This window comes from Chryseobacterium sp. KACC 21268, assembly GCA_028736075.1.
Taxonomy (GTDB): Bacteria; Bacteroidota; Bacteroidia; order Flavobacteriales; family Weeksellaceae; genus Epilithonimonas.
In genome coordinates, this window is the sequence record CP117875.1 from 3083819 (window position 1) to 3106148 (window position 22330).

13 protein-coding genes are annotated in these 22330 nt (G+C 33.9%); 9 read left to right on the forward strand and 4 right to left on the reverse strand.

The genetic code is table 11. The features are described from left to right. Window positions 1-81: 81 nt before the first annotated feature. The 4 genes from PQ459_14120 to PQ459_14135 all read right to left on the reverse strand — a co-directional run bounded on the left by PQ459_14120 (window position 82) and on the right by PQ459_14135 (window position 6934). Window positions 82-225, reverse strand: coding sequence for a hypothetical protein (locus PQ459_14120; GenBank protein WDF46032.1), 144 nt, complete (start codon window positions 223-225; stop codon window positions 82-84). A 605-nt stretch (window positions 226-830) separates the two neighbouring features. After that, window positions 831-1700 (reverse strand): T9SS type A sorting domain-containing protein, encoded by an 870-nt coding sequence (locus PQ459_14125; GenBank protein WDF46033.1) that lies wholly within the window; start codon window positions 1698-1700, stop codon window positions 831-833. A gap of 2030 nt (window positions 1701-3730) precedes the next feature. After that, on the reverse strand, window positions 3731-4165 hold the full coding sequence (locus PQ459_14130; GenBank protein WDF46034.1) for a LuxR C-terminal-related transcriptional regulator: 435 nt from the start codon (window positions 4163-4165) through the stop codon (window positions 3731-3733). Window positions 4166-5983: 1818 nt separating this feature from the next. After that, the gene (locus tag PQ459_14135) at window positions 5984-6934 is read right to left on the reverse strand and encodes a YihY/virulence factor BrkB family protein (protein WDF46035.1); all 951 of its coding nucleotides are present in this window, start codon (window positions 6932-6934) and stop codon (window positions 5984-5986) included. 354 nt (window positions 6935-7288) lie between these two features. Between PQ459_14135 and PQ459_14140 the strand changes: the two genes are divergently transcribed. The 9 genes from PQ459_14140 (at window position 7289) to PQ459_14180 (ending at window position 22016) form a co-directional block, all read left to right on the forward strand. Further along, the gene (locus PQ459_14140) at window positions 7289-9100 is read left to right on the forward strand and encodes a tail fiber domain-containing protein (GenBank protein ID WDF46036.1); all 1812 of its coding nucleotides are present in this window, start codon (window positions 7289-7291) and stop codon (window positions 9098-9100) included. A gap of 564 nt (window positions 9101-9664) precedes the next feature. Continuing rightward, window positions 9665-11425: a hypothetical protein gene (locus tag PQ459_14145; GenBank protein WDF46037.1), complete on the forward strand. Its 1761-nt coding sequence runs from the start codon at window positions 9665-9667 to the stop codon at window positions 11423-11425. A gap of 143 nt (window positions 11426-11568) precedes the next feature. Next, window positions 11569-11994: a hypothetical protein gene (locus PQ459_14150; GenBank protein WDF46038.1), complete on the forward strand. Its 426-nt coding sequence runs from the start codon at window positions 11569-11571 to the stop codon at window positions 11992-11994. Between the two features lie 821 nt (window positions 11995-12815). Next, on the forward strand, window positions 12816-13514 hold the full coding sequence (locus tag PQ459_14155) for a HAMP domain-containing sensor histidine kinase (protein ID WDF46039.1): 699 nt from the start codon (window positions 12816-12818) through the stop codon (window positions 13512-13514). Between the two features lie 74 nt (window positions 13515-13588). Beyond that, window positions 13589-13948, forward strand: a complete 360-nt coding sequence (locus tag PQ459_14160) for a response regulator (protein WDF46040.1) — start codon at window positions 13589-13591, stop codon at window positions 13946-13948. Between the two features lie 603 nt (window positions 13949-14551). Next, window positions 14552-16090, forward strand: a complete 1539-nt coding sequence (locus tag PQ459_14165; GenBank protein ID WDF46041.1) for a chloride channel protein — start codon at window positions 14552-14554, stop codon at window positions 16088-16090. A gap of 444 nt (window positions 16091-16534) precedes the next feature. After that, the gene (locus PQ459_14170; GenBank protein ID WDF46042.1) at window positions 16535-17914 is read left to right on the forward strand and encodes a hypothetical protein; all 1380 of its coding nucleotides are present in this window, start codon (window positions 16535-16537) and stop codon (window positions 17912-17914) included. Then, window positions 17914-18462, forward strand: a complete 549-nt coding sequence (locus PQ459_14175; GenBank protein ID WDF46043.1) for a hypothetical protein — start codon at window positions 17914-17916, stop codon at window positions 18460-18462. The genes PQ459_14170 and PQ459_14175 overlap by 1 nt, the downstream gene beginning before the upstream one ends. Window positions 18463-20423: 1961 nt before the next feature. Beyond that, window positions 20424-22016 carry a helix-turn-helix domain-containing protein gene (locus PQ459_14180; protein ID WDF46044.1) on the forward strand — a complete coding sequence of 531 codons (1593 nt, stop codon included), beginning with the start codon at window positions 20424-20426 and terminating at the stop codon, window positions 22014-22016. Window positions 22017-22330: the final 314 nt, after the last annotated feature.

The following is a 22330-nucleotide window of genomic DNA, read 5'->3' on the forward strand; positions in this document are numbered from 1 at the left end:
TATAAATAATTATTTAGAAGCTGTAAGGGGTTGCTCTTTATATTTGGCAGTGCACCCTCAAATCTCAATCCCTTGATCGAGTCACCTTTGCCCCATATTGAGCACTGCATCGTTAACAAATTGGATATTCAGATCTCGTCCGATACAGATCACTGTAGGATTATTGGATTGTTTAAGGATCCCGAAGATCGCCTCAGTACCTAATGCCGAAAAGTAATTGATCATAATGTAAAAGCTGATTAAATGTGATCATCCGCTCGTAGGAAAGAGAAATGCTGAAAGCCAGCTCAATATTTACTATAACAACAGATCTAGAAGATATTGTTGCTGGAGGTAAAAAACTGACTTATTTTAAAATAACCGGAATGATCTACAGGACATATTTATTAACGGAACACACAAGCTCCTTAAGATCGAACGGTTTCTTGATGTGATCCTCAGCTTCACAATCACTTTGAAGGGAAGCAATATGATTGCTGGCACTGATCAGGAGAACGGGTATGTTCTTAAATTCTTCGATGCCTTTTTGCAATTTAATTGCAACTGTTACATCAGATCTGATTATTTTGATAAGGCTTTTAAGATCCAAACCATCAATTATGTATAAAACAGTTCTCACAGTATGTATCTCATATATCAACTCCAATAAATTCGGACGAAAAAGAAACTGTTCTTTGGGTTGTAATTCTTAAATAATACTTTAAAAGAAGTTGACATACAGCAAATTAATTAACTTACAACTATTTGTAAACTAAAAGCTTTCATTTTTTACAAAAGAAAGGACTATCTTTTTAAGACAGCCCCAACTTAATTATATAATAAACAAAAAATTAATCTTTAATAATTTTTTGTATATGGACTTTGCCATCATTGGCCTTAACTCGAAGAATGTAATTACCTTTTATCAAATTGGACACATTTATAGAAGACACCAATCTAGAGTTTTTCACATTTAACTGTTTACCTGAAAGATCATAAATTTCAACGGATTCCACTTTCAATCCGTCAGATAATTTGAAGTTCAAAATATCCTTAACTGGATTCGGATAAATCTGCAATTGTCTGGAATTGACAACATCAATCGTTCCAAGTGTGGCATTTACCCCAGTTATGCTCATCACCCATCGAGCCGTTGCAAAAGCTGCAAGCCCTCCGGTTCCAGTTGCTGTGGGAGTAGTAATGCCACAGGTTTCCGAAGACAAATAAGAAGGCCCTGTTTGAGATGCAGTATTGGTTCCCATGTAGAATGCCTGAGGAGGAGTTACATCGCCATCATGATAAATTTCAACAACAAATGTTGAACCTGCTGTTACAGTAGTACTTAAGTTTGTACCTGTACTTACAACTGTTACTGCGCTCGATGCGGTGAGATCAACATTTGATGTACCGAGTAACGTAGCGTTACCGGTAGGAAATCCACCCCCTGTCCAATTGTAAATGTTGACTTCTACCGGGAATGAAGAATTTACTGTCTGAACACCAAATGAAACATTAGTAATCTTATAGTCGTTCGCTATACCATAATCTGATAATTTAAAAACTCTAATATAAGAATTATCGGCAGTGTAGCCGTTAGCCTGGCTACCACAGGCAACGGATCCCGTAGGTGAAACAGTCTGGGATCCACTCTGAGTAATAACTTGTCCAAAGGAGTTGGTTGCAACTATAGCAACTCCTAACAAAGTAAAGATTTTTTTCATAAGATAAAATTTTAATAATTAAAATACGACAAATATGTCATAAATTTAATGATAATGAATTATGCTTGACAAATAAAAACAATATTTAATATTTCGAAAAGCTTAAACGAAAACTCTTACGCTTTAATTCCATTTTGCAAAGTCAGCAAGCTTTTTCTACTGCTTAATAGGCAACATCAAGTGATTAGCCATTTCAAGGAAAGCAATTCCGTAATATAAAGTTGGCAAAATCTAAATTGTTTGGAGGTTCAAGAAGATAATTTTTATCTCAAGGAACTGAGAAAACTAAAATATTGTCAAAATTATTATTACTTCCAGTGATTATGATCATCGATAAGATAGTGTTGATGCTTAACTACGTAAATCGATTTTACAAACGCCAGTTAATAAGTTAAAAATCTGTCAATGGTGACATTGTTGCGAGGCTGCAAAATTTACTGGATCATCATCTCAATTAGAAAATGCAATAACGTATTCTGACGGTACAATATCTATCCGATTGTTTGAATATTTCGTAAACTTACTTATGAGATTTACGCTAAATCTCTAGTAAAACATAGAGCAATATATCTATCGAAAACTCATTGAAAAGCAAAAGAAAGATCATATTAGTAGAAAATAATAGTAAAGGTAGATCGCCTATGACTGGGTTATTAATATTCGCGCTCGGTGAGTAAATTTTTTAAAGCAAAGATCAAAACTGCTTACTTGAAATGTAAATTTCTTTCATTTTAAATGAATTCGACAAGATGTATTAAGATTTGGACCATCGAGCTTAAAGCTCGTTTTCCTTAAATTCCATTAACTGGTTGATGAAAGTCTTACCTTTCATATCATTAAATACAGCAATAAATAGTATCTCAAGAATTTAATAAAATTAGAATAGTCATAAACATAAATGTTATAAATTATCAAAAATGTGTATTTTGAAGCTGTGTTTTATTATAATATATCGTGAAAATACTTGTAGAATTATAATCGGTTTATCCCAATAATATAAAACATATGGTTGCAAGTGTAGCCCCAAAAAAAACCAGTAAAGTTTAAAATTATAAATTTATTAACTTTAATTGAAAAAAGGATATGGAAAGAGCAGATTCGGTACGGAGCAGATTGCAAAGATAGTGAAGAACTACGATGGACGTAGAATTGTGCCGGGTAAACGGTACCTGTCGCCAGGCTTTCTATATATTGCGGAGTAAATCCGGTCGGATAATTCGGGGGGGCTAAAACGATACAAACAATTGAAAGAAGAGAAAGTGAAGATGAAGAATGTACGCGTACCCTGCCTTTGACTGAGAAGCTATGCTGTATATTATCGAATATAAGGCTTTAAAACCGGCTACAAAAGAAGTTTAATAAAGAAATACAAAAGAAATTAGAATTGTTATTAGCAAGGCGCTCCTACAATTTAGGATCAGCAGAATTTCTATGGCTTACAAAAGTCCGTGAGAATGCGGTGCTTTACAGCCTGCTGCTATCATTGACGGAAGCTTCTGCCTGCGTTGGAATGTTACCACCAACTTCGCAACTAAGGTGATAGAAGCTGATCATTCCATTAAAACAGACGTGGGGTTTGAATTCTCAAAAATTGATAAACCATTACGGAATATCAAAAAGCATAAGAATGGACAACAGACTGGTATTTATCTTTCACGTAATTCAGAACTGGCGTTTATTAGACGATATTATGTTTGCTTACAACCATCCGATAAAGCATACGCATAACTTTCTGATTAAAAAGTATAATTAAAATCATCATCCGCACGATGAGTTGTATGGTTTAGCATCGGTGAGAAAAAAAACAGCAAGCTAAAGCATTCGAGTGTTTTTTCGTGACCACTTTCCCATACTAGAAACAGCAAACTATTAATAGAAATTACCACTTTTGACTCGTACATAAAATTGTGGGCCTATAAAAATACAGCACCATGCTTTATTTGTAATAGAATTTCCTCATAAGAATAATTTTAATCTTTAAAACTTTTACAACAGTTTACGATCTCTATGATAAAGCTCCCCTTAAATCTTTATTTTTTAGTCAGATCTTCACCAGGGGAACAGGTTATTATGTTATTCTCCATCAGCTTATCAAAAAGGACTTGCCTGCAATGTACATCGTATGTCCTATATATATTACTTATATGATATTTGACCGTGGAAACCTCGATGCAGAGAGACTCCGCAATCTGCTTATTTCCTAATCCATCAAGCATGAGTGTCAAAACTTCCCGCTGCCTTCGATTCAGATTCTGATCATCTTCAATTACCGCCCTATCAAATATCGAAAAACCTCGAATCTCATTATATTGTTGAATATGCTTTTGCAAGTCCCCGATCAACTGCTTTTTTCTTGATGCCCTCTTTTTAAAGGAGATCATCTCCATATAAAAATATACGCTCAGGCAAAAGAAAAATAATGTGGCAATACCATTTGCCAGCCCAATGTTTAATGAAAAGTCCACTATTTTTGTTTTTATTTAGATCTTAATAATTAACGACGAAGAGAAAGACATATATTAAGTCCGTAGTAAATTTTTATGCCAACTAATTATGCTGTATATCGATTAATCGAAGATAAGTTATCACGATGGAAAATCTCAGGTTATATTCTATAAATATATTTATTTATCGCAGACAAAAGTTCGTTTAATCGAACAGTTTCTTTAAGTGATCCTCTGCTTTACAATTATATTGTAATGAAACAATATGATAATTGGTAATATACGGCAAAAGGGGGAATATGTTCTTAAAATTTTCATTTTTCTTTACAAATTTATTGCAGCAACACCACAAATATCAGCGATTGGATCTTTCATTAAAATAAGATTAGGCAAAATTCCGATGCCTTTTCCAGATATCATTTGAGTTCTTTGAGATTAACACGATCCATTAGAATGATATCAATAACCTCTAGTATGTCTTATCGTCATTAAAAATATTTCTTTCTTTTTTTGTATTAATTATTTATGATTCAAAAAATTATACAGTATTATTTTCATAATTAAATCGCTTAGTAATGCAAATAATATGTCATTTAATATAGCTTCACGTATTGTAACTTTAATTAATAAAAAGAAGCTATCTTATAAAAAAGACAGCTTCATTTTGAAAATTATTGTAGTCTTCTAACAGACATTACAAAGTTAATACAAATATTGTATACTTGTACAACTTATTCATCATAAGTTAGAAGTACATCTTTAAGGAGAGCATTTATTTGTTCTCCTTTTTTAGGTTTGTTATGGGAATATCGTTAAATTAAAACTAAATGCAAAGCAGATTAGTACATTCAAATTAACGTTGTGAAATTAGATAATCCTCTTTTAAACATTACTTTACACTGGCATATTATGTTATCTATCAAACTCAACTAATTCTAAGCTTTCTGTTACATAAATTTATAGAGACTCGGATGTGGGTTCATATTTATATCTTTGGAAAATCTCATATTATCGAATGTCAATAGATAATAAACTAATAAATAATTAGGATTCGCCAGGTTAAGATTGTTTTGTTCTAGTTTGAACAATTCTAGAATAAATTAATATAAAATATAGTTATTAATTTGTTATATACAAAATACTTTCAAATCGAAATCTAGCTTATCTAAAAGTTTTATTAGCGAACTGCTTTAACATTAAAATTTTAAATTTACATGAAATTTTAATGGTAAAAAAACTTATCAAATTAGTCATAATAATACCTTTTGCAAATGCTCTTTCCTAATTTATTTTTGATGAAGCAGTGTAAAATTTGTTTTACGAAAAAAATATAACCTCCTATGTTTTAGTAACTAATACATATTCCTAACCGAAATAAAATTATATTTAAATTATTCACTCCGATCGACACTAAAATATGTAAATTTTAATTTTTCAAATATTAAAAAAAATAAGCCTTGAAAATTGTTAAGTAGAGATATAAGCCCCTAACATTTTACGCCAACGCAATTGTGATCGTGCTTGTACTTAGGTAAAATATATAATTTTCTGAATACTAATTGGTAAGATTACTTTAATACAACCTTACCAATTATTTAGATTCTTCATTGTAACACAATATATATAGTCACTAGTATTTCCTCCCCGACTAATAGCAAAACCTGTAGAAATCAACATCTTTAATTCAAAGATTTCTATAATAAGAGCATGTTGAATGATGAATCAAGTTGCATTCTATTATAACGAATATTTATATTTAACGGTAGATGTTATTCAAATAACCATATTTGCAAGACAAAACTTTTCCCGATAAAATAATATATCATCTTATCACAAAAATTATACAATTTTATCATTTCTAGGTTCGGCACCAGATACTATATTCTCCGAATCTTCCATAGATGCTAACTGAGGGCTCCACTTAGCATGCTTTGACGGCTTTATTGCATGCCCCATTTTCTTAGCGTATACCTTTGTAAATTCAACACCAAAGAAAATGATCTGGCAGGTATAATTAATCCATAACAATAGTAATATGATTGTGCCAGCAGTTCCAAATGCAGAACTAGGATTAAACTTGTCAAAATAAAATGTCAAAAGATATTTTCCTAAAGTAAAAAGTCCTGCTGTGACAACTGCTCCGAACCACACTGACCTCCACTCTATTTCTACATCTGGGAGTATTTTGAACATTGCTGCGAAAAGGAAGAATGTTATTAAAAATCCAACTAATATGTTAATGATGTTTACAATAACAAGCGTTTCAAGACTGAAACGACGAATTACCCAATCATTAGCTAAACCGATGAAAGAACTCAACATCAATGTGATCAATAAAAGAAAAGCTATAACTATAATCATTCCAAGCGAATTTGCACGATCTAATAAATATTTCTCCCAAGCTTTTTTGGGTGCTGCGATAACATCCCATAATTTATTCAATGACTTTTGAAATTGAAAGAATAGAGATGTAGCACCGAACACTAAGGTGACCACACCAACTATTTTCATAATTACGTTTTCTTTATCAACCATACCACCAATTACCATTTCCTCAAGGCTTTTGCCAACATCTTTCCCCATCATACTACCAATTACCTTTGTTATTTCGCCTCTTACAGCCTCTTCACCAAAGAAAATTCCTGTGATCCAAATAATGATAATAAGAAGGCCAGGAATTGAAAAAATTGCACTGTATGCTAAACTCGCAGCCTCTGTACCGAGATCTCTTGCACTCCAGTCTCTGTAAGTATCTTTGAGTATATCCCAAAAGTTGATAAGTTTTTTCATAGTTTATTAGAAAATAATGGTGATATTATTAAATTCAAAATTCATACCTTCTTACAGAGATATGCAAAAAATATTCTTGTGCTCTTTCAATAATATTATATTTAGATTACAAACACAGAGTATAAAGTAACGATGTAAAAATAAGATTAGTTTACATATATTCGCAATTTATATAAGTAATTGAAATAAAAAATATATTCTTGCCCACTCTACAATTTTGTAAAAACCAATACTAGAAATTGATCGTATATAGTGTGGCTTTGACTGAAATATTAATTACCTATTTATAACAAGGCCTTATTTAATAATTATATTATGAAGAAAATTTTATCTTTATGTTGTTTTACCATAACATTGTCTGCATATTGCCAGATGGGCATCAATACTACTGCACCACAAGCAGTATTGGATATTACAGGTATGGACATATCAAATCCTACAAATATGGATGGTCTTTTAATACCAAGGATCAATCAATTTCCAGCCATAAATCCTACTGCAACGCAAAACAGTATGCTTGTTTATCTATCGATTCCTACACCAGCGGCATCTACATTTGGTATCAACGATACAGGATTCTATTACTGGAATTATTCACAGCTAAAATGGATAGGTCTGGACTCTTCAAAAACAACTTGGCTATTAAGTGGAAATGGCTCAACAGTCGATGGTATCAATTATATTGGTACTTCAGATGACGTACCACTTAGCTTCAGGATCAATAGCCAGAAAGCCGGCAGGCTATCTTCTACTGAAACTTTTTATGGATACAAGGCAGGAAATAGCAATGTGGGAAATTTTAACACGGCCATCGGAGAGAGTTCATTATTTTCAAACTCAACTGGTAATCATATTGTAGCCATAGGATCGAATTCAATGCACTCCAATTTGACAGGTACTGAGAATACTGCAGTTGGGGCAAATGCTATGCATGATAACACGACGGCCTCCGCAAACACAGCCATTGGTTATGAGGCATTATATTCAAATACTAAGTCAGGCGAAAATGTCGCTGTAGGATATCAGGCTCTCAAAAGCAATCAAAAGGATTCCAATACTGGTGTAGGCTACCAATCCTTATTTTCCAATACTAACGGTGACTCCAATACAGGGATAGGTAAAGAATCATTGAGAAATTCAACCACCGGCAATGCCAATACCGGCCTTGGAAGGGAGGCGCTAAGAATGAATACATCCGGAAATAATAACAGTGGTTTTGGAACAAATTCTCTGCGCAACAACACAATAGGAAATGACAATACGGCAGGTGGTTACATTTCATTATTTTCAAATGAGGTGGGATCAGGTAATTCGGCCTACGGTATCAATTCTTTATTCCATAATTTGTCTGGAAACTTTAATGCGGGATTCGGTAAAGAGACGCTATATAATAATACGACTGGAAATCATAATGTTGCAATGGGTTTTGCCTCACTGTATTCCAATACAACCGGAGACCAAAACATCGCAATAGGAATGGAAGCTGCACGGGATAACATTTCAGGCACAGGTAACATCATCATTGGCAATGAAGCCTCGCGGACTAATCAGACAGGGAACAATAATGTTGCAATTGGAAATTCAGCGCTATACAACAATAATAGTGGTAGCAATAACACAGCGATAGGTCACCAGGCAGATGTTTTGTATGGAAACCTGACCAATTCAATGGCATTGGGAAATGGTGCTCAAGTAAATCAGTCCAACAAAGTAAGAATTGGAAACAATGACATCACCATTATCGAGGGCTTCGTCGCTATGACTGTCGCTTCTGACAGAAGATATAAGAAAAATATAAAAACGATCTCACTGGGGTTAGATTTTATCAATCGTCTGAATCCGGTTGAATATATAAAGACTAATAATTCTGAAAAAACCAAAGAATGGGGACTGATAGCACAGGAACTTCAAGAAACGCTTAAATCTGTTGATTACAACAATGCAGGGTTAATTAGCAGTGATAAAACAAAGGAAAATTTTCTGTCAGTACGATATACTGATCTGCTGGCACCGATGATCAGAAGTATCCAGGAGCTATCTGAGATGTATAAAATTAATGAGACGTTACAAAAAACTATAAAAGATCAGCAAAGAAAAATAGACGAATTGTGTATTAAACTTGAAGACCTGGAAAATAGATTAAATGCTCTATCCTCATCGAAATAATAAAATAGAGAATCTTATCATTATGTGGGAAGAGACAGCATCAGGGAAACATCGGTTATATTATTACAGCTATTAGCCGAAAGAATTAGGTATAAAATGAAGCATTGATTGACTTGGTTATCAATCGATGCTTTATAAATTACTAATAATTCCCTATCGTTAACATTAACAAATGTTGAGATAATCTTTTGTTTTAAATTCCCCTTTATTGAACTTCCAAATTTCAATCCGAGACCACCCTTTATAATATTATTATTAAGCATGTTTTAATCGGGGGAAAATCGACCTTCTAAGGATATATGGGCAACCTCTTCGAAGATCTTAACCAAATTTTTATATAAATAGATCGTTATAGTTTATATAAAGATTTTATAATTTTAGTAGTTTTTGTAGTCTAAATATCTAATTTCGTAGGTTTATTGTATATTTGCATAGTATTTATCTGAATTAATTGATTGACAATAATTAATATTTTAATTCTCGACGATTATTCACAATACTAATTATAATATTTTTTATGCAATAATCTTTTGGTTTTAAACATAATTATTTATGCTCAAGACAATGGAAAAATTATCAAAGTTATTGTGCTGTAATATGCTTATATTATCAAGCATTATATTAGCACAGACACCTTCAGGCTTTACTGTAGTGAACAGTTCGGCAGCGGTTCAGCAAAATTTTACGCGAAGAGGCGTTAGGGATTTTCCTGCAGCTAATAATTACATTTTACATTTTGGGCAGATAAGCTCAGGGAATGGCACATCCGTTCCTGTCCTTTCTGGCTTCAATTATAATTCACAACATTTCATTCCTTACAATCATTCAAGCACAACACCATATACTCGCATTAAATTAAATAGGATAGCCAATGCGAATGTTAGAAATCTTAATAGATTTACAGGTTTTTTCGAGCGCTCTTTGCCTACAGGTACAGGTAATTCTGGTACCTTGGAAAGATATTATAAAGCAGAATATATTGACAATTTAGAAAGTCTAATAAATAGCTATGGTATTAACAGAGGTGTTGACAATTTGTTTGCTAATGCTGGAGGAACAGTGAACAACGTAGAAAGAATAGATTTAATTATTGATAATGGTGTTACTGTTCCAGTTGGTATTTCACTTGCTAAAATAGGAACTATGATTTTGGAGAGAGGCGGTAATGACAGATATAAGGTAGCCTTAATTACATCATTAGATTCAGCTGGAAATGTTGCAAGTCTCGGAAATTTAGTATCAAGAGCAACTTCAAATTTTGGTGCTACCGGTTACTCAATGGAGTCGGATGTCTTTCAGAATTCCAGTGCTGTACCTACCACTGCAGATGATAGCATAATAAAACCTGCAACAATAATCCCTTCACAATCTGTTTCTGGGGACTTTGTAGATTTTTCCACACTTGGGGCAAGCAATGGACAAGTCGTATATGGAATTTGTCTGTTTCCAGGAGATGTTACAGCGAGTATGGATTTGATTGGTCTTAGTGACGTACCGACGAATACTGATGATACAACCAACGGTGGACTTGATCTAATGGGTGGAGGAACTTTCTTTTTAGCAGACGATATTGTTCCAGGCCAGGTAAGCGGAAATGTTTTTATTGATAGGGACGGTAATTCTATTATCAATGGCACTGGCATTGGTTCAATAAAAGGAAATCCTTTATTTGCTTACTTAATCAGAATTACAACAGGTGAAATACTTGCAAAAACAACAGTCAATAGTAACGGTGTCTATAATATTCCGTCAACTATTCTAGATGCTGGCGAAACCAATTATCGTATAATTGTTGACACAAGAAATATTAGTACAAATTATAATTTTACATCATCAAATATTCCGTCCGGATGGACTTTAGTAGGCGAAGATTTTGGTGTTGGAAATTTAGCAGGGTCTGGTGTCGAAACGGGTACTGCTGACCTGAGAATTCCTGCGAGATTTAATGCTAGCAATCCTATAATTACGAATGTTAACTTTGGAGTTGCACCTCCTGTATGTGTAAAACCAGGAGCTTCAGGAACTCCCACTGTATTCACAAAAGTGGGAATTTTGACTAAGCAATCTATCACCAACTCGAATGCTCAAAACGTTCGATGGCCAGAGAATGTCCCCAATGGACATATTGTGATGGATAGTGATAGTAAAGGATTTGTAATAACACATATGACTACTGCACAAAGAAATCTATTGGTTCCAGTTGTCGGTATGTTAATTTATAACACTGACTTAAAGTGTGTCCAACTTTATCGCGGTACAAGCCCAAGTGTGGATTCGACAAGAACAGGATGGAACTGTCTAGAAAGAGGTTGTAACGAGGATTAAAATCAGAAGCTATCGAAGTTGTTAATAAATATGAAATGAATAGAATTATTAAGCTTATACTTGTTGTTTTAGTGTTCTCTAAAGCAAGTTTTTTAAGTGCTCAATTAGCTATTGGTAAAACATCAGTTACAAACAGTAGTGTCTTGATAGAGTTTTCTAATGAAAATAAAGGAATTATTATTCCACAGATCGCTACTCCTAATGCTTCATCCGGTGGGACATTTGTATACAACTCATCCGAGAGAAGTGTTGAGGTCTGGGAGGGAAGAACTAACAATGATGCTGGAGGTTGGGTAAGTCTGACAAAAAACGGGACGCCTGGTGTAAATCATACCTTCACAAATTTGGGATCTGATGTAAATACAAATACTGGTGCTGTAATAGGTGCAGCAAATAGTAGTAAAATAGGAATATTGGTTTTGGAATCCACTACTAGAGCACTCGTTTTACCTAATGTCGCTAATCCTCAATTGAATATGAGAGGAACTATAGCAGGTACTTTGGTTTATGACAGTATATCCAATACATTTGCCATCTATGACGGCGTAAACTGGAGTTACTGGAAATAATTGTATCGATTTTTATCAGCATTAGTAAAGCTAGCACAAGATAAATGATAATTAAATTTTTCATTGTAAGCTTTATTAGCAAACAATTCCTTTACTCTTAATATGTTAGAACAAAAAAGTTAAAAAGGTTCAGTTTAGTGGGTAACAATTTAGGTGCTCTTGAAGTAAGTAGAAATGTCTACTCGTTAACTCATTAATTTGGGATCTGAAAGAAAGTTTATATAAAAGAAGATAAATTTTTTATGGCAGGCGAAAAGACTGATGAAAAACATATAACTTTTGATCCCTTTAGAAAGAACTTTAAGGGCAACTCAGGAATTAAGAGTTGTTAAGCTTGAAAGTGATTCTTTGAAAGCCGGTTAGATTTACGGGTAAAATTTAGTTTATTCCTAATTCAGAGTAATTATAAACAAAATACCGACTTGTATCTATATAACTGACTTTTACAACTTTGGAAAAGTAGACGTTTTAGCATATTTTTTACCAACCACCCTCTGGTCTATAATTACTGCAGGTATTTTTTTGGAGACATTCTATATCTTATTAGAAAATTACTTTCTAGTACCTCATAGGTTTAAATCAGATAAGTATTGTTGGTCATGAGAATTATATTATTAAAGGTATAGTACTTGATCTAAGTGGCTTGAGGTTATTTTTATGAAAACATTCGCAAAATAATCAATAGTTGAAAAATCCCTCTTCAGGTGATGAATCAGGAGGCTTTTCAGTCATCCGCTGGACATTGAGCGTATTTAATATCCATAAACGCTGCCCCTATATTTGATAGTGAGGGGCAACTAACCGGTGGCATCGGAACATTTATGGATGTAACGGCAAGAAGAATGATCACCCAGGGAAAGGATGATTTTATCAGTATTGCCAGCCATGAGCTTAAGACACCAGTTACTGCCCTTAAGATAGCACTTCAGCTTCTTGAAAGGTCACATGAGAAATTGTCTTCAGAGGTGAGAGGCAAATTAATTGACCAGTCTGTAAAAAGCCTCGATAAGCTTTTCAAACTGATCGACGAACTGCTTGATACCAGTCGAATGGAGCAAGGCCATATGAAACTTCACAAAACCATTTTTTCATTAGCTGAATTATTTGATGAATGCTTATCGATTTTATCCCAAAAAACTGATCGAAAAATCACTTTCGAAGGTGATACATCCATAATGGTAGAAGCAGACAATCAGCAAATCGGACAGGTCTTAATAAATTTCATTTCTAATGCGATCAAATACGCGCCTGCTTCGAATGTAACTGTGAGAGTACAAATATTAAATAATGATAAGCTCAAAATAACCATAAAACATAATGGGCCGGGAATTCCTGAAGAAAAAATTGGAAATTTATTTGAAAGGTATTACAGGACCGATTATAAGGGACAAAAATTTACCGGTCTTGGACTGGGACTATATATCAGTGCAGAAATTATCAGAAATCACGGTGGAAATATCGGGGTTGAAAGTCAATTACGGAAAGGGAGTGAGTTTTGGTTTACTCTGCCTCTACAATGATCCCTTCATTTTAATTTTTGAATCATAATTTTTGGTCTTTTTTTACAGTGGTTCTGTAATTGCTAAGTGTAAGTATGAGAAAAATTATTTTGGTAGAAGACGATCAGGCAATTAGAGAATTTTTAGTAATTTTCTTGGAATCAGAAAATTATACAGTGAGGTCTTTTTCAACAGTAAATGAATTTTTAAATCGTGATCAGAATGATTTACCAGACCTTTACCTTTTCGATGTGATGCTACCCGATGGGTCAGGAATCGATCTTTGTAAAGAAATAAAAAGAAGCGATAACAATAACGGTATCCCAGTCATTATTATGAGTGCCCATGCACAGCTGAGTCAGTTAGAAGACTTTTGTGATCCTAAGCATTTTATCGCCAAACCTTTTGATATTGATGTGGTTCTCAATAGGATAAAAGTTGCAATCAAAAAGTAATTTAAAAAAAATCTTGAACTGTTAACATAAAAGCTTTGATCAGGCTCGTCTTAAAGAATATAAAATTAAAAATCTATGTGCTTCGAGGACATCACTTCGCAGTACCCTGTCAAGGGTCATTTTATAAGTTCATTTACATCGTCAATTAAGGCAACTACACTGTTTCAACATACATATTGATGAACTATCAAAGATAGAAATGCAGTACCATATCATTTTGGTATATTTGCAATTACCTCTAAAAATGGCATATTCTAATTAAGATCCGCGCATCAATCAAAGCGACTAAAACCAGTGAACATCCATAACAAAAAAAGATACATAAGCTTTCTCAAGTTCAAGAGAGATTTTCAACAGTATGGCCTTGAAAAAGCCCGCAGTTATGAATTGATTCTCCACTGGCTTAACAACAGGCTTAGTAGGAGCCAATTTCTTCTTCTCTCCGGAATTCTTGTGGGTTGTACGGCTGGTATGGCGGGTGTTTTATTGAAAACGATCGTACATAGTATTCATTTTTTTATAACCAATAACATTCATTTTGAATATCAGATACTCTTCTATATTGTTTTCCCATTTTTGGGTATCGTCTTAACAACCACAATAGTGTTGACAATATTTAAGGGTCAGGATAGAAAAGGGATTGGTGCAATATTATATGAGATTGCTCAAAATTCGAGTATTGTTTCATCGGTCAAAACCTATTCTCAGATCGTTCAAAGCGCAGTTACCGTAGGCCTTGGAGGATCTGCGGGTCTTGAGAGCCCAATTGCCGTGACCGGCGCCGCTATTGGTTCAAACTTTGCCCAAACTTATCGGCTCAATTATAAGGAAAGAACTCTTCTACTGGCTGCTGGTGCCACGGCGGGCGTAGCCTCGGCTTTTAACGCGCCTGTAGCAGGTGTAATGTTTGCCTTTGAAATTCTGCTGACAGGAGTGGTTTTTACAGATTTTATCCCACTGGTAGTTGCTGCAGTATGTGGAAGTCTTTTGTCAAGGATTTTGCTTCAGGAAGATATTCTCTTTAGGTTTCACACCAGAGAGGCTTTTAATTACCGGAATGTACCTTACTATCTTGTTTTAGGTATTGTGACAGGGCTGTATGCAAGGTATTTCCTGATCATTTCCCACCAAGTTGAACATTTTATCAAAGGACTGAAAATATCGCGGCTGCGTAAAGCAATGCTTGGTGGTGCCGTATTGTCATTGCTGTGCGTGCTTTTTCCACCGCTATTCGGAGAAGGATATGAAACCGTAAAAGCTTATACCAATGGCAATACAAATTCTATTATAGAAAATAGCCTTTTTAGGTATGTAGACATTAAGGAATGGACAATTATAGTCTTTTTGGTTTTGGTTTGTCTTTTAAAGGCATTTGCCACTTCATTTACCATTTTCAGTGGGGGTAATGGTGGTAATTTTGCACCTTCGCTATTTGCAGGTGGAAGCGTTGGGTTTCTATTCGCTATTATCTGTCAACAGATCGGGTTTAAGCAAGTTCCTGTGTCCAACTTAGTTCTTGTAGGAATGGCCGGTGCTATGAGCGGTATTTTATATGCACCACTTACTGCAATATTCCTGATCGCCGAGTCCAGTTTTGGATATGATCTTTTCATACCTTTAATGATCGTTTCTGTAATTTCCTATCTGATAGCCAAGTGGTTTTCACCTATATCTCCTGAACTGAAATCTTTGGCCGACCAAGGTAAGATCTTTACGAATGGGCATGACAAAAATCTGCTTTTCTCGCTTCATACAGAAGACTTTATTGATAAATATTCCCAAACGATTAATCAGAACGCTTCGATAACAGAACTGTCTGATATAGTGAAAAAAGGAAATAAGAATATTTTTGCAGTTATTGATGATGACAAGAAGTTGAGAGGTATTCTTACTTTGGATGATATCAGACCATACTTTTTCCTTAATGACAATGACCTGGCGCCTTCAATAACAAAAATAATGAAGGCTCCTGCTGCGTTTATCCATCCCGATGATAAGCCTAGAGACATCCTTCAGATCTTTGACAATACCGGTACCTGGAGTTTGCCTGTGGTTGATCAAATGAATGTATTTATTGGCTTTATTTCTAAATCATCGATCCTGACGAGCTACAGACAACTGCTGAAAGATTATTCTGACTGATCATAATATTCGCTAAAATACTACTAAAAAGTAAGTACCATTGACTTCTGGAGATAGTAATTTAGGTTTCAATAAAGTTAAGAATAATCCTCAATCTGAACTTCTAAAATCAGAACGACTTATCCATGATTCTGCTTTTATAAACAAGACTGATAACTAGTTAATTAGATTAATAAAATCTTCGAGCTTTTAACCCGCATTTTTTTCCAATGCACAAATCTTAGAAATTTTAAATAATATCATTCAGTTTAAAATTATATCAACCGAATCTTATCGTCTAATCAAATCAGCATTTAATTATTTCTCATTTCACCTTTTAAGATATACTTGAAAACTGAAATTTCGTGAATTAAGTTTGTTCAAATAAGTTTTAATCAATTATCTATGACATCGCAAGATTATTTTTTTCTAAAATAATTGTTTACTTTTGTCAAATTAAATATTTTGTCAAAGATAATGTCGTTAATATATATAAAATTAATGCGAGGAAAAATAATAACTTGTTCATTCCTTTTATTTACAATGCTTTTTTGTTGTGAATCAAATGCGCAAACCCCAGCTACTGAAGCATATGGTTTCTGTCCAAAGTGTACTACAAATATGGATGACGCTCCTCCTATTTACCTAACGGACGGATATTGGTTCTCCAATAATAATACCAATAACTCCAGAATCGCAAATGCAACCAATCAGCTAATTGGATTTAAGACAAATACTACAGTATATTCTACGGGTGTTAATGATGCTCTGCTTACTTCCAAGAGTGTTTCCTATTCTGCTCAGAACTATAAAGCTTTTCCGATACGAGTAAACACAACGACATCTAGTAATCATTTCATAGGTCTTCCGAAATGGGATGAAAACGGAGTATATCGGACCAGCTATAATGTCGGTGGTGTAAATACAACTTTTGGGTCCTCCCCACCTTGCAATGTTCCAAGAGAGAATTATATGAGGGATGGAACAAACGGTTTGGATATAAGTACATTGCTCTTTAATATTCCTTCTCAGGAGATGACCTTCAACGTTGACGTCCTTGCTGACATCAATCCTTCCTGCATCAGCGATGACATACCAGATATCGTTGTAACACAAATGGGAGCACCACCTACTGGCACTGGTCAGGATAAGTTTAAATTCACAGATGCCTTAGGAAATTTAGTTGGCACAGAGATAACAGTCACTCTTAGCGGTGTATTCCAAGTAGGAAGAGGGCGATATGCACTCTACAACACGGATGGGTTATGTAGCTCTCCAACAGGAAATTATTCATTCAATACAGGTTATGAACCGTGGACAGAGAGACCTGCACCTAACAATACACAGAGAAACAGTACTGCATCCTCGGGTAATGGTGATGTCCGCGATACTAGAATTTTAACCTTTAAGCTCAGTGATTTTGGAATAAACGTTATACCCTCATCTTCTGGTTATTATGCAAAAGCAGTAAAATTTGTACATGTCTTGTCGGGTGACAGCGATCCTGCTTTTACCGCATATAATACAGGATCGCTCAACGTCTATTGCTATGAGGACCCTACCACATTAGGAATTGAATTGGATACCAATATGGGAATTAGTGCGATGGGACGAGCTGGAAATGCAGATGCTGACAACTGGCCAATGGAAAGAAAAGGTGGTTGGATAGCATTGGAATCAAATAAAAAACCGATGGTCATAACACGGGCTACGACCACTGAGATCAACAACATCACTAATCCCGTAGAAGGAATGCTAATATTTGACACTGTAGAACACTGCTTAAAAATGTATGTGAATTCGACAACGGGATGGCGTTGCTTTAATCGAAAAACCTGCCCTTAATGAAAAATATAATTTTATGCCTATTCACAGCTGTTTCAAATGTATTATTTTCTCAAGTTATCATAGGCGATAATGTAGGAACAGCGACAAACAAAACATCCGTATTAATGGAATTTTCATCAACCCAGAGAAAAGGTATTATCTTACCTTATCTTACAGATATAAGTGATGTAAATACTCCAGGTAGCATATTTTTGAGAATATCAAATCCTACTACCGCGCCAATAGCAAAAATCGTATACTACGATTATGATGGTACGTTCAAAGATTTGTCTCCAGAAGCAAGTGGCATCGGTGCGAAGCTGAAACTAAACATTCAGCCTATTCTTAAAGAAAATAGTAACTCCAAAGTGATTATAGGGGATGAATCATCTACAGCCAACGGTATATTGGTACTAGAATCTAAAACCAAAGCGATGGTTTTGCCAACGGTTTCATCTTACAAAGAAATTGTCAATCCTGCTCCCGGAATGATGGTATTGACAGGGGTTGGAGAGAAAACATTAGCGTTTTTCAATGGATCAAAGTGGAGCTTTTGGTCTTATTGAAATATGCTTTTATATAAAAAGAGATTAGATGAGATATCTCTTTTTGAAAATCTCTCAGCCGATTGGTAAAATAATCTTCCATTGTCATAAAATTTTTTCTAGAAACGGTAACAGTAATGAATGTGAGATTTCTTTTGGAGAGATACAGCCCAGCCAGTAAGTGGGAGATAATTATTGCTAATAAGTTTTTAGGACTGTTATCTCATATAACATTATCCCGTAAATAATTTAGATTTATAAGTGTAATATTTAATTCTCCCAAAACTTCAGTTTTGTAGCCTTTAAAAAGAGATTTTATTGCCTCATTTTCTTTTATTGCAAGATGACTTTTTTTCTTGACACAATCTTTGTGCTCTTCACATATTTGTAGCTTTTAATTCTTTTGGTTCTATAAAATTTACTCTGACTTTATCTTCGGTATTTCCGCACGCTTTGCTTAATAATGCAATATTTTGAATTGTCAGAGAAATGTCGCTATTATTATATACTGTTTTCCTATTTTAAAAAATAAAATTTTACTGCCAACAGAATGTTCTAAAAATTTTCAATCAGATCAAGCTCCTCAATCGCACATTCTTCCTCTGCATAAACAGAGTGCTCTACAAATCTAAAAAAACAATTAATTCCAGATTTTTTTCCAAATCACATTTTTTGACGGTGATTTTTATTCTCGTTTTCTGTTATATGAATCGACAAATTAAGGTTTTCCACTGCCTTCTCTTTTTAAATTTGGTTGGATAAGAATGTAGATTGCGTCTAAATATATAGCCACCATAAACTGCGATCGGAGGCTCTTTCCAAAATTTGGTTTAGGGAATCTAGACTTCCTTTTTATATCATTTAGTATCCTATCTTTTATGGACAGGAGCCAGTCATAGATTTACTGATTGTTTTGCGAGAATACATTTTTGCAACACAGTAGCAAAATGTTCATTAGATAAAAATTGATAGTTTTCATGTGTTGTATTTTTTGTTAAATTTAAATATTTAAATTTAAGCCATTCATTTTCAACATTTGATAAGCGTACACTAAAGAATAATTTGACCTCATAACATCCCCACTAAGGGTATATTATAATCCATATTTTTTTAATTGACCATATAATTCGATGGAAACAATTTTATCCTTACGGGCGGACTTTCTTGCTGATTTGGATAATTTTGGTGAAATCTTCAATCCAAATATGTTCAAACTGTCAAATGGACGACTTAATCACGATGGTGGATTTATATTCTATAAATCCGTGATTTTTTTTAAGAACAAATAACTGCATAACAAATTATGGCCGATGATAATTGAGCTGGAAAGCTTTTATTTCGCCTACTTTAAAAATTCAGTATTTTTACTTAATCACGGCTTAGTACACAATTATAAATTTGGTTAAAAATCAATGTTATGTTTTTATCAAGTTTTATGGGATTTGAATTCATTATTATATGCTTATTTTCGCTGTTGCTAGCATTTTTAATAGCACACGGGAGAAAAAAATAATTTTCCTATCATTTTATCTCCTAATTAGAGTATATGATTAAAATTGTACAACGGCATACTGAACTGTTGAATTTTTGATAGGACAAATAAGCCCTGCAGAGCAAATATGAATTACATATGGAAAACATATATGTCAATTAAAACTTTGTATATCTTCGGTGAGTCTTTTACCCAAATATTTGATTTAATCTTTCTGAATAACTATCCTTTGAATTAACAATTTGATGTCCTTTTTTTATTTGCTACACAAAACTTCCGGTATTTAATTTCAGCGGCTACACTTGGTATGTAAAAGATTGCTTGATCATATTTACATTTTATTATAATGTTTATATGAGCCATTTTCGGGAAAATGGACTGTATCATTTGCCCAAATTATGACACTCAAACCTAAACGTGTATTTAATCTATTAACTTTGAATCATAATTAAAGCCTATGATTTTTAAATTGATAAAAACGTATAATTTATTGCTTCTTATTACACTTTTAGCATTGATTTTATCGTCAGAAAATCTTTTAGCACAAAGTCCGGAAGCATATAATAAGATTTATACAAAAGCTTATCTGGAGATTTCTCAGAAAGATTTTCCAAGAGCTATCCAAATTGCAGATTCTCTTTATAATATTTCCGAATCTCCGCGTTACAAAGCAAAGAGCCTAATGCTATCAGCGACCCTTATGCAGCAGTCCGGAGAAATAAAGAATGCCGTGGAATATGCTTTGAATGCAGACCAGATACTTTTAGGAAGTGATGAATATATATGGAAAGCAAAAATTTCCGGCTTTTTAGCTTCCCAATACAGAAATCTTCAACTTTATAATGAATCCAAAAAATATATTGATCAAACTATAGAGACTGTTTCTCAGATTAATGATCCCAGAATGGTTAACCAAACGATGGGTTTTATTATGCAGGAAAAAGCTTATTACGAAATTGACCAGAAGAATTATAATCAGTCTGTCATCAATATCGCCGAATCTGAAAACTATTTTAAACTCAGTGGACAAACTAATGACTTTCTTACCGCTAACAATGAACAGCTGTTAGGATTAAGTTATTTTCATCTGAAGGATTACAGTAAAGCACTTTTTTACTATCAGCATTCTCTGGATAAATTAGGGAAAATGTCAGATAATTTTCTCAAGGCACTTGTGCTGAATGGACTGGCAAAAACATACTTGGCTAAAAAAGATCCGTCCAATGCAAAAATATTTATAGAAGAAGCTCAGAAATTAGCTGATGAATCAAATTATCTTAATCTCAAAAATGAAATATACCAAACTTCTCAAAAATACTTTGCTCTAATAAAAGATCTTGATAATTTGGAATTAAACAAAGCCAAACAGGATTCTGTTCAGGAAAAGATTTCAGTAAAGTCCTCTGCCTTTATCAATGACTCCTACTCAGGTCTTAAAAAAAAGAATGATGAGCTGGCAAGAGATTCAAACGCAAAAAATATGTTACTACTTACTACAATTCTGGTACTGTTATCTGGCTGTGCTTATTTTATATTTTACAAGCAACGCCAAAAAAGAAGCCTTAATAAGGTAAAGCAAATTCTTAAAGATTTTGAACAGATAAAAAAAGACACAGTTGAGGATGTTACTACAGATATAGTAGGCTCTGAAAAGGATGCCGTTAGTCCTGAAAATATCGGGTTACCAATATCAGAACCATCCACCTTGATGACGGATATTACAGAGAAAAAAATACTTTATAATTTAGAAAAGTTTGAAGAATCTTTGCTGTTCACCCAGAATACCATTTCCCTACCGTATGTAGCAGCATACTGTGGCACTAACACCAAATATCTGTCTTACGTAGTCAATACGCATAAAAAGAAAGACTTTAAAAATTACATTAATGAATTACGTGTACGGTACATCATCCTAAAATTGAAAAATAACAGCAATTACCAGAAATACAAAATTTCAACATTGGCAGAGGAAGCAGGCTTCTCTTCCCAAAGCAAATTTGCAGCAGCATTTAAAAAAATAACCAGTGTAAACCCGTCTGAATTTCTGGATCACTTAAAATCTCAGCAGCTAAATTCACTATAATCATCCGGGGCTGATTATCCAATCCTATCTGATCAACTCATTCATTTCGAAATTTCTTGTCTTTCAAATTAAACTGCTTTCTCATCACAAAAATGCCATCCGCATCATCTAATATTCTTAATAGATGAGATCGTCCGTTTAATAATTTCTAATTAGCTAGATAACAAAACCCATTGAATATCAGTACGCTAAATCAACTGTATAAATAAAATCATAGTTCATTTTCCCGAATTCGAACCTTCATCTTCTTGTGAAACTGTTTTAAGAGCAGGTATTTTGCACAAAATTAAAACGATAGAAAATAAGTACAAATG

Excerpts from the sequence above, each read along its gene's own strand:
- PQ459_14135 (WDF46035.1), bottom strand. The coding sequence starts at position 6,934 with ATGAAAAAACTTATCAACTTTTGGGATATACTCAAAGATACTTACAGA.
- PQ459_14155 (WDF46039.1), top strand. The coding sequence starts at position 12,816 with ATGGATGTAACGGCAAGAAGAATGATCACCCAGGGAAAGGATGATTTT.
- PQ459_14175 (WDF46043.1), top strand. The coding sequence starts at position 17,914 with ATGAAAAATATAATTTTATGCCTATTCACAGCTGTTTCAAATGTATTA.
- PQ459_14145 (WDF46037.1), top strand. The coding sequence starts at position 9,665 with ATGGAAAAATTATCAAAGTTATTGTGCTGTAATATGCTTATATTATCA.
- PQ459_14160 (WDF46040.1), top strand. The coding sequence starts at position 13,589 with ATGAGAAAAATTATTTTGGTAGAAGACGATCAGGCAATTAGAGAATTT.
- PQ459_14120 (WDF46032.1), bottom strand. The coding sequence starts at position 225 with ATGATCAATTACTTTTCGGCATTAGGTACTGAGGCGATCTTCGGGATC.
- PQ459_14125 (WDF46033.1), bottom strand. The coding sequence starts at position 1,700 with ATGAAAAAAATCTTTACTTTGTTAGGAGTTGCTATAGTTGCAACCAAC.